13 protein-coding genes are annotated in these 13,341 nt (G+C 59.7%); 12 read left to right on the top strand and 1 reads right to left on the bottom strand.

The genetic code is table 11. The features are described from left to right. The first annotated feature begins 55 nt into the window (after nt 1-55). Genes MK208_RS11880 through MK208_RS11905 form a run of 6 tightly spaced genes read left to right on the top strand, consistent with a single transcriptional unit; the run spans nt 56 to nt 6,047 of the window. The gene (locus MK208_RS11880; protein WP_294116738.1) at nt 56-1,033 is read left to right on the top strand and encodes an ABC transporter permease; all 978 of its coding nucleotides are present in this window, start codon (nt 56-58) and stop codon (nt 1,031-1,033) included. Then, a complete protein-coding gene (locus MK208_RS11885; protein ID WP_294116739.1) occupies nt 1,033-1,941 on the top strand; it encodes an ABC transporter permease in 909 nt (302 codons plus the stop codon). The genes MK208_RS11880 and MK208_RS11885 overlap by 1 nt, the downstream gene beginning before the upstream one ends. Then, nucleotides 1,938-2,750, top strand: a complete 813-nt coding sequence (locus MK208_RS11890) for an ABC transporter ATP-binding protein (RefSeq protein ID WP_294116740.1) — start codon at nt 1,938-1,940, stop codon at nt 2,748-2,750. Before MK208_RS11885 ends, MK208_RS11890 begins: the two co-directional genes overlap by 4 nt. Then, the gene (locus MK208_RS11895; protein WP_294116741.1) at nt 2,740-3,669 is read left to right on the top strand and encodes an ATP-binding cassette domain-containing protein; all 930 of its coding nucleotides are present in this window, start codon (nt 2,740-2,742) and stop codon (nt 3,667-3,669) included. Before MK208_RS11890 ends, MK208_RS11895 begins: the two co-directional genes overlap by 11 nt. Next, nucleotides 3,662-4,117, top strand: coding sequence for a GNAT family N-acetyltransferase (locus MK208_RS11900; RefSeq protein WP_294116742.1), 456 nt, complete (start codon nt 3,662-3,664; stop codon nt 4,115-4,117). The genes MK208_RS11895 and MK208_RS11900 overlap by 8 nt, the downstream gene beginning before the upstream one ends. A gap of 46 nt (nt 4,118-4,163) precedes the next feature. Beyond that, nucleotides 4,164-6,047 carry a beta-N-acetylhexosaminidase gene (locus MK208_RS11905; protein ID WP_294116743.1) on the top strand — a complete coding sequence of 628 codons (1,884 nt, stop codon included), beginning with the start codon at nt 4,164-4,166 and terminating at the stop codon, nt 6,045-6,047. Between the two features lie 58 nt (nt 6,048-6,105). Here the strand turns inward: MK208_RS11905 and MK208_RS11910 are convergent, their stop codons facing one another. Next, nucleotides 6,106-7,041 carry a MurR/RpiR family transcriptional regulator gene (locus MK208_RS11910; RefSeq protein WP_294116744.1) on the bottom strand — a complete coding sequence of 312 codons (936 nt, stop codon included), beginning with the start codon at nt 7,039-7,041 and terminating at the stop codon, nt 6,106-6,108. A gap of 192 nt (nt 7,042-7,233) precedes the next feature. Between MK208_RS11910 and MK208_RS11915 the strand changes: the two genes are divergently transcribed. The 6 genes from MK208_RS11915 to MK208_RS11940 all read left to right on the top strand — a co-directional run bounded on the left by MK208_RS11915 (nt 7,234) and on the right by MK208_RS11940 (nt 13,173). Next, the gene (locus MK208_RS11915) at nt 7,234-7,755 is read left to right on the top strand and encodes a TRAP transporter small permease (RefSeq protein ID WP_294116745.1); all 522 of its coding nucleotides are present in this window, start codon (nt 7,234-7,236) and stop codon (nt 7,753-7,755) included. Further along, nucleotides 7,752-9,035, top strand: coding sequence for a TRAP transporter large permease (locus MK208_RS11920; protein WP_294116746.1), 1,284 nt, complete (start codon nt 7,752-7,754; stop codon nt 9,033-9,035). Before MK208_RS11915 ends, MK208_RS11920 begins: the two co-directional genes overlap by 4 nt. 32 nt (nt 9,036-9,067) lie before the next feature. After that, a complete protein-coding gene (locus tag MK208_RS11925) occupies nt 9,068-10,105 on the top strand; it encodes a DctP family TRAP transporter solute-binding subunit (protein WP_294116747.1) in 1,038 nt (345 codons plus the stop codon). A 93-nt stretch (nt 10,106-10,198) separates the two neighbouring features. Then, on the top strand, nt 10,199-11,665 hold the full coding sequence (locus tag MK208_RS11930; protein ID WP_294116748.1) for a M81 family metallopeptidase: 1,467 nt from the start codon (nt 10,199-10,201) through the stop codon (nt 11,663-11,665). Further along, nucleotides 11,662-12,717 (top strand): D-TA family PLP-dependent enzyme, encoded by a 1,056-nt coding sequence (locus MK208_RS11935; protein WP_294116749.1) that lies wholly within the window; start codon nt 11,662-11,664, stop codon nt 12,715-12,717. The genes MK208_RS11930 and MK208_RS11935 overlap by 4 nt, the downstream gene beginning before the upstream one ends. Before the next feature lie 51 nt (nt 12,718-12,768). Then, a complete protein-coding gene (locus tag MK208_RS11940; RefSeq protein ID WP_294116750.1) occupies nt 12,769-13,173 on the top strand; it encodes a RidA family protein in 405 nt (134 codons plus the stop codon). Nucleotides 13,174-13,341 lie beyond the last annotated feature (168 nt).

Here is a 13,341-nt window from a genome sequence, read left to right on the forward strand (position 1 = left end):
CGTGAGTGGCCCCGCTTTTGGCAGACACTTCCCTCTCGACAGATGGTTTGACCTGATGCGTTTTCTATTGAAGCGGCTCGGCTTCTACGGCGTGGCCTTTCTGGTGGCTGCGACCTTCAACTTCATGATCCCGCGCATGTTGCCTGGCAACCCCGCCGACATCATGCTGGCCAACTCCGGCGGCATGATTGCGCCTGAGGCCCGCGACGCGCTGATGGCAACATTTGGCTTCATCGACGCCCCCCTGCATGAACAGTATTTTGCCTACCTTGGCTCAATCTTCACCTGGGACTTCGGCCTGTCGATCAAGTTCTACCCCATGCCCGTGGCAGATGTGCTGATGCAGGCCCTGCCCTGGACCCTCTTCCTCACCGGCTCTGCCCTGTTGATTTCCTTTTCCATCGGCACGCTTCTCGGCATCCTGGCCGCATGGCGCCGCGGACGGCTCACCGACGTAATCGCCTCCCCAACCGCACTGGCCCTCCAATCCGTGCCTGCGGTGGTTGTGGCGCTCTGCGGTCTTTACTTTCTCGCGGTGCAAAACCGCGTCTTCCCGACCTCTTACGCCTTCAACCCAAGTCTTGACCCGGCCTGGAGCTGGGAGTTCATTTCCTCGGTTCTCTACCATGGCTTCCTGCCGGTCGTGACCCTAAGCGTTGTATTGATCGGAGGCTACCTGATCACCATGCGCAACAACATGATTGGCCAACTCGGCGAAGACTATCTTGCCATGGCCGAAGCCAAAGGTCTGAGCGACGCCCGCGTGCGCTATGCCTATGCCGCCCGAAACGCCCTTCTGCCCTCGGTCACTGCTCTGGCACTCAGCTTTGGCGCCCTGTTTGGCGGTTCGCTTATCACCGAAGTGGTGTTCAACTACCCCGGCGTCGGCAACCTCTTGTACCTCGGAATCGTCGGGCGTGATTTCCCGCTGATCCAGGGCCAGTTGCTCATCATGACACTTGCCATGCTGCTCGCGAACCTCGCGGTAGACCTGGCCTATGTCTTCCTTGATCCCCGATTGAAGAGGGCCTGATGTCTGATCTTCTCCGCACCTTCCTGCGCAACCGCAAAGCCGCCATCGGCCTGACCATTGTCTTGATCTATGTTGCCATTGCGATTTTTGCGCCTCTCATCGCCCCGTTTGACCCTGTGGCCCGCGTTGGCCGCCCGCACCAGGCACCGTCCGCAGAACATTGGCTCGGCACCACGCGCATGGGCCGCGACGTGTTTAGCCAGCTGATCTGGGGCACCCGTACCTCGCTTATGGTGGGCATCGTTGCCGGACTGATCGTCACCGCCATTGGCACCGCCATCGGCATCACCGCCGCCTATTTTGGCAGTTGGGTCGACGATGTCCTGAACTTCCTAACCAACGTTGTATTGGTTCTGCCGCAACTGCCCTTGCTGCTGGTTCTTGCCGCGTTCCTTGGTCAGGTTGGCCCTTGGGCCATCGCCCTGATCATCGGTCTGACCTCCTGGGCCTGGGGCGCACGCGTCACTCGCGCGCAGGCCATGTCCCTCAAAACCCGTGACTTCATCCAAGCCTCCGCGATGATTGGCGAGCCCACCTGGCGCATGATCCTTGTGGAGATGCTGCCCAACCTACTGTCGATCATCGGCTTCAACTTCATTGGCTCCGTGATCTTCACCATCATCACCGAGGCCACGCTGGAATTCCTAGGTCTCGGCAGCCCGCTCGCCACCTCTTGGGGCACCATGCTCTATAACGCACAAACCGCCTCCGCCATTATGGTGGGCGCCTGGTGGGAAGTGTTGGCCCCCTGTGCCGCGATTGTCCTGATCGGCATCGGCCTGTCGCTGATGAACTTTGGTGTGGATGAGATCGCCAATCCGCGCATGCGCACCCTTGGCAACGTCGCCAAAGCCCTGCGCATTGAGAAACGTCTGACCCGTCAGCGCATGCAGGAGGCCAACCAATGAGCGCCCTTCTTTCTGTCAAAGACCTGCGCATTGACTATCTGACCAGCGGGGAGCCGTTCACCGCGGTGCGCGACATCTCTTTTGAGATCCAGCCCAACGAAATCCTTGGCCTCGCCGGGGAGTCAGGCTGTGGCAAAAGCACGGTGGCTTACGCCCTCATGCGTCTGCACAAACCGCCTGCGCTGGTGCGCAACGGCCACATCCTGTTTGAAGGCCGCGATGTGCTCTCCTTTGGCGACAAAGAGCTGCGCGCCTGGCGTTGGTCCGAAGTCTCCATGGTGTTCCAAAGCGCGATGAACTCGCTCAGCCCGGTGATGACCATCTTCCGGCAGTTCTACGACATGCTGCGCGCGCATGGCATGGTGACCAAAGCACAGGCACAAGAACGCACCGCGCAGATGCTCGAGATGGTCGGCATCCCCGCCGACCGTATGCACGCCCACCCGCACCAACTCTCTGGTGGTATGCGCCAGCGTGTGGCGCTGGCCTTGGCCCTCACGCTCAAACCCAAACTGATCATCATGGACGAACCCACCACCGCGCTTGATGTGGTGGTGCAACGTGAAATCCTGCAAGAGGTGCTGCGCCTAAAAGATGAACTCGGTTTCTCCGTGCTGTTCATCACCCACGACATTGCCCTGATGGCCCAGATTTCGGACCGCATCGGCATCATGCGGGAAGGCAAGATTGTCGAAATAGGCACCGCCTCGCAAATCGTGACGGCACCGGAACACGACTACACCAGCAGCCTATGGAACGCGATGCCGCTCCTCGCCCAGCGCCCGGAAGGAATGGCCCATGCCGTCTGACACCCCAATCCTCAGCCTCGACAATCTGAGCAAAACTTTCACCGTGCGTCCGGTCTTTGGCCGCGCCTCGGTGGTGTACGCACTGCGCAATGTGTCACTCGACCTCCTGCCGGGTCGCGCCCTCGCCCTAGTCGGCGAAAGTGGCTCCGGCAAAAGCACCGTTGGCAAAATGATCGTCGGGGTGCACAGCCCCACTTCGGGCCGCATCCTGTTTGAAGGTCAGGACATCGCCGCTATGACATCCAAGGCGGATCAAATGCGCTATCGCCAGGCGGTGCAAATGGTCTTCCAGGACCCTTTCTCCGCTCTGAACCCGGCCCACACCATCCGTCACCATCTGCTGCGTGCCTTGGCTTTGCATCAGCCAGAAGTCAACCCGGACGCCGCGCTGCGATCTATTCTGGAAGACGTGGAACTGGACCCGGTCTCCACCCCGGACAAGTTCCCACATGAACTTTCCGGTGGTCAACGCCAGCGCGTGAACTTCGCCCGCGCTTTGGCGGTGAAAGCCCGCCTGATCGTGGCGGACGAGCCGACCTCGATGCTGGATGTATCGATCCGTAAATCCGTCCTGGGTCTGATGCAGCGTCTCAAATCTGAATACGGCCTGTCGATCCTGTACATCACCCACGACATCGCCACGGCCGAGTATTTGGCGGAGGACACCGCCGTAATGTTCCGCGGGCAGGTGGTCGAGAAAGGCCCAACGGCTTCAGTTGTTGGCAACCCACAGCATGGCTACACCAAGCTCCTGCGCGCGGCTGTGCCGGACCCCGCCTTGCGCCTGACAGGAGGCGATGCGGGCTTTGCTGCCCAAGCCAAAGTGGTGCGCGAAACCAGCGCCCATCCTGTCAGCGCCTTGCGCGAGATCAGCCCCGGCCATGTCATTGCCGAACATGCGGTCCCGGCCCATGCCTGATCTGCTGGTGCCACTCTACAGTCTACCGCCGGAGCCTCCTCTACCCGAAGGAATCACCCTGCGCGCGGCGCTGCCCTTTGAATCCCATGTGTTGCTGGCCTTTGTCTCCAAACATTTTGGTGTCAAATGGGTGGACGAATGTACCGTGGCTTTGGCCGCTCGACCTGCCCGTGTTCTAGTCGCTACCGAAGGGTCCACCCTACTTGGCTTTGCCTGCTACGACGTCACCTGCCGCGGCTTTTTCGGCCCCACCGGCGTGGCGCCAGAAGCTCGCGGCAAGGGCATTGGAAAAGCGCTCCTTCTGGCCGCATTGCACCGTCTGCGCGCCGATGGCTTTGCCTACGGCGTGATCGGGCAGGCCGGGCCAGTTGAGTTCTACCAACAAACCTGCGGCGCCGTTGTGATCCCCGGCTCCGAACAAGGCGTCTTTGCCAACGCACTTGCGTGACCTCTTTTGACACTGTCTTAGTCATCCAACCAACAGGACGATAGAAATGCACTTCCACCTCGACAGCCTCTGGCACGCAGAAGACGGCGCCATGGAGTTTGCACTGACCAATTGCGGCGACACCCCGGTCACCAACCCGCGCCTGATTTACACCACCCTGGTGCGCACCCTGCGCCCATCACGCTGCTCCGGCGCAACACTGGTTCGCCGTCAGGCCAACTTCCACGAATACGAATCTGAGGCGGGTTTTGTACTGAACCCGGGCGACACCTGGCGCTTCACCGAACACAGCCTCACCCGTCCTGCCCAGCACTCCAACGAAGGCCCCAAGTCCGCCGGCGTCATTCTGGAAGACGGCACTCTGGTGCCTGCTTTTGCCAGCGAACTGCAGGCACCCAAAGCCATCGGCGAACCCGCGCCAATCGAAAATGCGACCCTTTCCTGTGGCGTGCTGCCACAACCCAACCACGTTAAGGTGAGCCAATGGTGCGCCAACGCCCCGGTGCACTACGCCGTGGCCCAGCGCGATCTGCCCACCATCCAAGCCGTGTCACACGTCGCCGACCTCTCCCGTCGGCTCTATCCTCTGGCACCGGTGCCATTTGTCCTGACCGCAGAAGACGACGTGCCGCAGCTACAGATCGCAACAGACGCGTCACTTGGGAATGAGGCCTACCGCATCAGTTGGCAAAACGGTCAGCCCACGCTGTTCCACGCCACCAATCAAGGGCTGCTCTATGGCCTCATCACGCTGGCCCAGACCCTGACCAACGCCTATCAGGACGCCGGCAACTACGGCGTGCCGTTCACCGGCGAAATCGCCGATGCCCCGCGTCACGAATGGCGCGGCGCGCATCTCGATGTCTCTCGCCAGATCTATCCGATGGAGCAAGTTCTGCGCTACGTGGACATCATGGCCTGGCACAAGATGAACCGCTTCCATTGGCACCTGACCGATGACGAGGGCTGGCGCTTGGAAATCAAAGCCTACCCGCAACTCACCGAGGTCGCCGCACATACCGGTCTGGACCTGCCCGTTCTGCCGCAACTCGGCGCCGACCCTGCTGGTCAAGGTGGCTACTACACTCAGGATGACGCTCGCCAAGTGGTGGCCCATGCCGCAACGTTGGGCGTTGAGGTGATGCCGGAAATTGACGTACCGGGCCACTGCGCCTGTGTGCTTGGCGCACTGCCTGACCTCGTCGATTCTGAGGAGCCGGAAAGCTATTGGTCGGTGCAGGGCTATGCCAACAACGCGCTCAACCCGGCGATCGAAGGCTCCTACACTTTTGCCACCAAAGTGCTCGAAGAGGTTCTCGAGATCTTCCCGTTTGAGGTTGTGCACATTGGCGGTGACGAAGTTGCCGAAAACGCCTGGATGCAGTCCCCCAAGGCCCAAGCGATGATGCGCGAGACCGGCCTCAAGGGCACCTTCGAACTGCAGGCCTATTTCTTGCGTCAAATTCAGGATTTTCTCGCAGATCGCGGCCGCAAGCTGGGCGGGTGGGAAGAGGTTGCCCATGGCGGCGGTCTGGACCCGGAGAAGAGCCTATTGTTCGCTTGGACAACCGTAGAAAAAACCGCAGAACTTGCGAATGATGGCTACGATGTGGTCAGCACGCCGGGTCAGGCCTACTACCTCGACATGGCACTCTCGGATGCCTGGTACGCGCCAGGCGCAAGTTGGGCCGGGTTCACCCCGCTGGACAAAACCTATGCCTTTGAAGCGGACAACGGTGACGCCGCACTTCAGGGTCGCCTCAAAGGGGTTCAAGGCTGCATGTGGAGCGAGCACCTCACCACATTGGAGCGTCGTAATCACATGATTTACCCGCGCCTGAACGCCATTGCCGAGGCAGGGTGGAGCGCAGCGGAAAACAAATCCTTTGAGCGTTTCGCCGCATTGGCAGAGCTGATGCCACGCCTGTAACAACACGCCTATAACAAAAAGCCCCCAGCCATCGGTTGGGGGCTTTTCAATTTACGGCTTAGTCCCCCAAAGGCTGCGGTCCGGTTCGGCCGTGATAGGCTGTCAGAGACGCCCGTATGCGGCGCAGGTTTTCCGTCGTCTCCGATGCCATGCCCTGCGCAACCGCCATTGCCAGCGCGTCCACCAGAATCATATGCACATACCGCGACGCTGTTGGTTTGTGGATGTCCCGATCCTCCGGCAAATCCACCACAATCGGGATCGAACAGGCATTGGCCAGCCGCGTGTTCGGCTTGGTGATACAAATGGTTGTCGCGCCATAGCCGCCCGCAATTTCCGCAGCGCCAACAATGGCATCCGCCTCGCCACTGGCAGAAATCAAAAACAGCACATCGCCCGCTTTCAACGTCGCCGCCCGCATCTGCAGAATATAGCTGTCGCTGGTGGACACCGAAGGGATTCCAAGACGGAAAAACCTGTTGGCTGCTTCTTGAGAGACGTTGGATGATCCGCCGCCAATTCCCGCAAACAACAGATGCTGCGTGTTCAACAACGCCTCTTTGGCGCGGTCCAACACCTCAGGCTCAATCTGGTGGCGCATCGTGTTGGTCGCGGCAAACAGCGCTCCCAATATCTGATCAACAACAGTATCCCCCCGTGCCGCATCCGGCAGAGGATCCGGCGAAAGATACTGCCGACTGACCGCCAGGTTTTGCGCCAACCGCAGTTTGAATTCACGAAAACCGTCACAGCCCAACGTCCGGCAAAACCGTATCACTGTCGGTGTGCTCACCTCACAATGTGCTGCAAGGTCCGCAATATTCATCGAGCTCACATCTTCCAGATGTGCCTTTACATAGTCCGCAACCTTCTGCTCCTGTGTCGCCAACTTTCCGTCATGGTGGTGCAATGCGGAAATCACATCTCCGGCGCCTGTACGTCCCTTCTTCGGGGGCAGATCTTCCAGGCTTGATTCGGGGGGGTTCTCGGTCACGGTTGCCTCACATTTCACTCCATCGACGTGTAATTCAGATACATTTTCACGTCAAACATCCCAAATTTCTCGCTTTAGTTACGGCAATACCCGCCAAATTGTGTACTTAAGTAACAAAAATCGCTTGATTGCACGCGTGATTCAAAAATATACGTACCTAAAGTACACAAATCGATCCATGGGAGGGGGCCGATGCGTCACTGGGCAGAATCTGCCAGCGCGAAAATCAACACCATCGTTGAGGCCATTGTTGCGGCGCTTATGCTCGCCTTGGTGCTCGATGTGTGGCTGGGGGTGGTCGACCGCTACTTCTTTCATTGGCAACTGCCCTGGCCCGAAACTCTGGCCCGCTACCTGATGATCTGGGCCGCGATGCTGGCCGTGTCACCCGGTATCGCCCGCCGCGACCACATTGGCCTGACCGCTTTCATCATGGTCCTGCCCTATCCGCTGCGCCGCGCGATGCTAATCGCCATGGACGTGCTGGCGCTGGCGCTGTTTCTCTATGTGGCGTGGTACGGCATCGCCTTCACACAATCCGGCGCCCCGCGTCAGGCCATGATCTTCGGCGTCAGCCTTGCGCCCTTTTATGCCGCCATTCCCGTCGCTGCATTTCTGTCCTCGTTGCAGCTCACCCTCGTACTGATCCGCGACCTTGGCACTCACATCGACAACCCGCCCTTCTCTGACCACCTCGAGGAGGAAACTTCATGATTGTCGCCATTGCTTTCGTGACCTTGATCCTCTTTGGCATGCCCATCGGCTTTGCCATCGGGTTGGCAGGTGTTGTTGGCCTCATCGACATGGCCGGAACCCAGTTTCTTGCCGTCGGCCCAAGTAAAGTCTTCAACGGTCTGAATATTTTTCCCTTCCTCGCCATGCCGTTTTTCATCCTCGCCGGTGAAATCATGAACGACATCGGCATCACCAACCGCTTGGTGAAGTTGGCGCAGGTGCTGGTTGGACGCTTCCGCGGCGGCCTCGCCCACACCAATATGCTGGCCTCAGTCTTCTTTGCTGGACTCACCGGCTCTGCCACTGCTGACGCCGCCGCCTTTGGCCGCACGCTTGTCCCCGCGATGGTCAAAGAAGGCTACAAGCGCGACTACGCCTGTGCCGTCACCGCCGCTGGTTCCATCATTGGCCCCACCATTCCGCCTTCGGGTCTGATGGTGGTCTATGGCTCCTTGATGGGCGTCTCGATCGCAGGCCTGTTTGCAGCTGGCGTCCTGCCCGGGCTCGTAATCTGCCTTGTTTGCATGAGCGTCATTGCCATTGGCGGCAAACGCGAAAACCTGCCCAAAGCGGTGCGCGGTGCCACGCCCCGTGAAGTCTGGGACACCTTTGTCTCGTCACTCACAGCTCTCGCCATGCCCGTCATCATCCTCGGCGGCATTCTGGGCGGCGTTGTAACCCCCACCGAAGCGGCCTCCATCGCCGTGGCCTATGCCGTCTTCATCGGTGTCTTTGTCTACCGCACCCTGACCATCAAAGGCTTCTACGGCATGCTGGTGCGCACCGCTCGCATCACCGGCGTGATCTTTGTGATCATTGCATTCGCAGGCATCCTGGGCTGGTGGATGAGCTTTGAGCGCATCCCACAACTGCTGGCCGAAACCGTGCTTGGCCTCTCGGACAACCGTTACGCCGTTATCGCCATTATCATCGGCCTGCTTTTGCTGGTCGGCATGGTGATGGACATAACCGCCATCTTGATCATCCTTGCCCCGGTGCTGGTTCCCCTCACGGAACAGGTTGGCCTCGAACCCATCCACGCCGGCATCATCTTTGTCCTGGCGCTCAACATCTCTCTGATGACGCCCCCGGTCGGCGCCTGCCTCTTTGTCTTATCTTCGGTCACCGGCGAAAAACTGGAACGCATCTCCATCAAGCTGTTCCCGTTCCTGCTCGCCGAAGTCGCCATCCTATTTGCCTTTGCCTTCTGGGAAGACGCCGCACTCTGGCTGCCTCGAATGCTCGGCTTTGCTCAATAACCACCAAAAACTAAACCCAACGGGAGGAACCCATGAAAACTCTTATCAAAGGTCTGGCAATCGCCGCGACAATGACTGCGACCAGCGCATCCGCTGGCGGTGTGATCAAATTTGGCCACGACAACAAGACCGATCCTTTTGAAAACCCGGCACACGCATGTACCGCCGTGTTCTCCAACATCGTGACCGCCGACACCAACGGATCTGTGTCTGTCGAAGTCTTCGGCTCCAACCAGCTTGGCTCCGCCGCAGAGCACGTGCAGCAGGTTCGCGATGGCATTATCCAGGCCACCCTGACCTCCACCGGCGCGCTGGCCAGCTACTACCCACGCATCGACGTGTTGAACCTGCCATTTGCCTTCAACGGCAACGCCTCCACCTACGAAGTATTCGACGGTGACTTCGGCAAAGAGCTGGCCGCGGACATCGAAGCGGAACTTGGCGACGTTGTGGTTCTGGGCTTCCCGGACACCGGTGGCTTCTTTGCGGTCACCAATTCCAAGCGTCCTATTGCCGATCTGAAGGACTTCGAAGGCATCCGCATCCGCACCATGACCCTGCCATCGCACCAGAAGATCATGCAGTCCCTCGGTGCAGAGGCCTACCCACTGTCTTGGGGTGAAGTCTACTCCGGCCTGCAAACCGGTGTGATCGACGGCCAGATGAACCCGGTGCCAATCATTTCTTTTGCCAACTTCGCCGAAGTGCAAAAACACATGACCCTGACCAACCACCTGTTCTCGCCATACACCTTCATGATCAACCGTGCGTTTTATGAAGGTCTGAGCGACAGTGAACGTGCCACCATTCACACCGCAGCGGAAAACTGTGTCGCTGCAAGCCGTGGCCTGTCCCGCATCATCGAAGCCTCTGATCGTGGTCTCGCTGGCCTGATGGACAAAATCGAAGTGACCGCCCTGTCCGCAGAGCAGCGTGAAGCCATGGCATCCGCCGCCCAGCCTGCGTTTGAAGCCCATGTGGCAGAGAACATGGACGCCCGCGCCGGTGAGCTTCTGGCCAAGTTCAAGTCCGAGGTTGCGGCCGCAAACGCTGCCAGCTACCTCGACTAAAATCATCCCCTCCCTATCCTCCAAAAGCGGGTGGGGACTTGGGCAAGCATCCAGCGGGATGCTTGCCCGCCTTGTTAAACAAAGGACCAAACCATGCGGGTTTTCTGTGCTTCGGTTGCCACCGAAACCAACACTTTTTCGCCGTTGCGCACCGATTTTGCTGATTTTGCACAGAGCTTTTATGCCCCGCCCGGAGAGCATCCGGAGACACCCACCCTCTGCAGCGCGGTCTTTCCCGCCCTGCGCAAGCGCGCCAAGGCAGGTGAGGTGGAGCTGATCGAAGGCACCGCCACCTGGGCGGAACCCGGCGGCCTGGTGAACGCCCGCACCTGGGATCGCCTGCGCGAAGAGGTGCTGGACCAGTTGAAAGCCGCTCTGCCGGTGGACGCTGTTGTCCTGGGCTTACACGGCGCAATGATTGCCGACGGCTGCGTGGATTGCGAAGGCACCCTGATCGAAGCCGTGCGCGAGATTGTTGGCCCTGCGGTCACCATTGGCGTGACCTTTGACCCCCATAGTCACCTCAGCGACAAACGCGTGAAAAACGCCGACATCATCACGGTGTTCAAAGAATTTCCCCACACAGATTTTGTCGAAACCGGCGAAGCCTGTGTTGACTTGACCCTGCGCGCCGCCCGTGGCGAGATCATCCCGCAAATCTCGGTGTTTGACGTGCGCATGATGGACGTGCTGCCCACCAGCCGTCACCCAATGCGCGGCTTTGTCGACAAGATGATGGCGCTAGAAGCCGACGGCAGTGCCCTGTCCATCTCCACTATTCACGGCTTTATGGCGGGCGACTCCCCGGATCTCGGCGCCAAAATCATTGTAATCAGCAATGGCAACAAACCTGCCGGAACCGCTCTCGCCCGCGAGTTGGGCCTAGAGCTGTTTTCCTTTCGCGGCACCACCAAACCCAAGTTCCTCACCGTCGAAGACTCCCTCGCCAAAGCCACTGCGGCAAGCGCAGGCCCGGTGATCATCGCCGATGTCTGGGACAATCCCGGCGGCGGTGTGGCGGGTGATTCCACCATTCTGTTACAGGCCGCACTGGACATGAACGTCGCCAATATGGCGCTCGGCACTATCTGGGATCCCATGGCGGTCCGCCTTTGCCACGCCGCTGGCGAAGGCGCAGAGCTTCAGCTGCGCTTTGGCGGCAAAACCTCCGCCCACGCTGGTGCTCCGATTGATGCCACCGTGACCGTGCGGAAAGTCGCCACCGACGCGGTCCAGAGCTTTGGCGACTCCATTGTGCCTTTGGGCGATTGCGCCGTGATCAACGTAAACGGGATCGACGTCGTGCTCAATTCCAACCGTGCGCAGACCTTCTCGCCGGACCTCTTCACCAACCTGGGCATCGACGTCTCCGCAAAACAGGTTGTGGCGGTGAAATCCACCAACCACTTCCACGGCGCCTTTGCTCCCATAGCCGCAGACATTCTCTACGCAGCAGTCAACGGCCCCTACCCGAACGACCCAACCACGACTCCTTACACCCGCCTGACGCGCCCGCTGTGGCCCATCGTTGAGGCCCCGCACGAAGAGGAACTGGCATGAGTTTTCCCTCCATCGACACCCCCGCGGTGCTGATTGACCTCGACATCGCTGAGGCCAACATCGACCGCTATCAAGCCTACTGCACCGATCAAAAGCTACACCTGCGCCCGCACATCAAAACCCACAAGCTGCCCCTGCTGGCCAAACGCCAACTCGAAGCCGGCGCCGTCGGGATCTGCTGCCAGAAAGTTAGCGAGGCGGAGGCCATGATCTCGGAGGGCGGCGTCGAGAATGTGCTGATCACCTACAACATATTGGGTGCAGAAAAGCTGGCCTGCCTGCGCGCACTCTCGGACACAGTCCGCCTAAGTGTTGTGGCCGACAGCACAACAACCGTGGATGGGCTTTCAGACACCTTTGCCAACGCCCCGACGCCCCTGACCGTGCTGGTCGAGTGCGACACCGGCGGCGCACGCTGTGGCGTGATGACTCCGGAACAAGCCGCCGATCTTGCAGCTTACATTGACGCAAAACCCGGCCTGACTTTTGGCGGTCTGATGACCCACCCCCCGGTCGGTCAGGAAGCCGCGGTGCAAAGCTGGCTGTCCACAGCCATTGATCTCATCTCTGCCTCTGGCCTGATGGTCCCGGTGGTCTCCATCGGCAGCTCCCCTGGCATGTGGCTGGCCCATGATGTCCCCATTGCCACCGAATACCGGATTGGCACCTACATCTACAACGACCGCTCCTTGGTGGCCCATGGCGTCTGCACCGAAGACGACTGCGCCCTCACGGTCCTGGCCACAGTGGTATCGGTTCCCAACGGCTCCCGCGCCATCATCGACGCGGGCTCCAAAGTACTGACCTCCGATCTACTTGGCCTGCAAGGACACGGCAAAGTCATTGGCCGCCCGGACATCACAATCTCCGGCCTCGCCGAAGAGCATGGCATCCTGACCGCTGACACCATTAACCTTTCCGTCGGCGACCGCCTGCGCATCATCCCCAACCACGCCTGCGTGGTGACCAACATGATGGACGAGGTGCAGCTGATCCGTGGCGACACCCCACAGGGCGCGCACCCCGTTGCCGCGCGCGGTAAGGTCTGGTGACCGTCGCCCCCAACCCTTTACTCAGTTAACCAAACACAAGGACTCTCAGATATGAGCAGCAAAAATATCGAACGTCTCGGCGATGACCGCACCGGTGCAGGCGGACAACCCCTGCCATTTGCCCCGGCCGTGCGCGCTGGCGACTTTGTCTTCATCTCCGGCCAGGTGGCCATGAAAGAAAACGGCGAGATCGAAGACGGCGGCATCGAAAGCCAGACCCGCCGCACCATGGAAAACCTGATCAAAGCGCTGGAACTGGCCGATTGCACCCTGGAAGACATCGCCAAAGTGGGCGTCTGGCTCGACGATCCGCGCGACTTCTGGACCTTTAACCGGGTGTACGCCAGCTACTTCCCTAACGGCGGCCCGGCACGCTCCACCGTACGTTCCCAGATCATGGTCGACGCAAAAGTCGAAATCGACGCCGTGGTCTACAAGCCGCTCGACAAAGACTAAGTTCTAAACGACTAGACCATCCGCATGGCCCGCCAATCGGTGGGCCATGTGTCGCTTTAATGACCGCGATGAGGGAGCCAACCAACACGCAAAAAGCCGCGCAAAAGCATCTCGCCGTTGCGACAAACAAGTGACCGAGTTTGGAAGAAAATTGGTGCCCAGAAGAGG

Source organism: Shimia sp. (assembly GCF_022448905.1).
Taxonomy (GTDB): Bacteria; Pseudomonadota; Alphaproteobacteria; order Rhodobacterales; family Rhodobacteraceae; genus Shimia.

What these genes read in the sequence shown, in the direction of transcription:
- MK208_RS11880 (WP_294116738.1), top strand. Translation starts at nt 56, where the DNA reads ATGCGTTTTCTATTGAAGCGGCTCGGCTTCTACGGCGTGGCCTTTCTG.
- MK208_RS11885 (WP_294116739.1), top strand. Translation starts at nt 1,033, where the DNA reads ATGTCTGATCTTCTCCGCACCTTCCTGCGCAACCGCAAAGCCGCCATC.
- MK208_RS11890 (WP_294116740.1), top strand. Translation starts at nt 1,938, where the DNA reads ATGAGCGCCCTTCTTTCTGTCAAAGACCTGCGCATTGACTATCTGACC.
- MK208_RS11895 (WP_294116741.1), top strand. Translation starts at nt 2,740, where the DNA reads ATGCCGTCTGACACCCCAATCCTCAGCCTCGACAATCTGAGCAAAACT.
- MK208_RS11900 (WP_294116742.1), top strand. Translation starts at nt 3,662, where the DNA reads ATGCCTGATCTGCTGGTGCCACTCTACAGTCTACCGCCGGAGCCTCCT.
- MK208_RS11905 (WP_294116743.1), top strand. Translation starts at nt 4,164, where the DNA reads ATGCACTTCCACCTCGACAGCCTCTGGCACGCAGAAGACGGCGCCATG.
- MK208_RS11915 (WP_294116745.1), top strand. Translation starts at nt 7,234, where the DNA reads ATGCGTCACTGGGCAGAATCTGCCAGCGCGAAAATCAACACCATCGTT.
- MK208_RS11920 (WP_294116746.1), top strand. Translation starts at nt 7,752, where the DNA reads ATGATTGTCGCCATTGCTTTCGTGACCTTGATCCTCTTTGGCATGCCC.
- MK208_RS11925 (WP_294116747.1), top strand. Translation starts at nt 9,068, where the DNA reads ATGAAAACTCTTATCAAAGGTCTGGCAATCGCCGCGACAATGACTGCG.
- MK208_RS11930 (WP_294116748.1), top strand. Translation starts at nt 10,199, where the DNA reads ATGCGGGTTTTCTGTGCTTCGGTTGCCACCGAAACCAACACTTTTTCG.
- MK208_RS11935 (WP_294116749.1), top strand. Translation starts at nt 11,662, where the DNA reads ATGAGTTTTCCCTCCATCGACACCCCCGCGGTGCTGATTGACCTCGAC.
- MK208_RS11940 (WP_294116750.1), top strand. Translation starts at nt 12,769, where the DNA reads ATGAGCAGCAAAAATATCGAACGTCTCGGCGATGACCGCACCGGTGCA.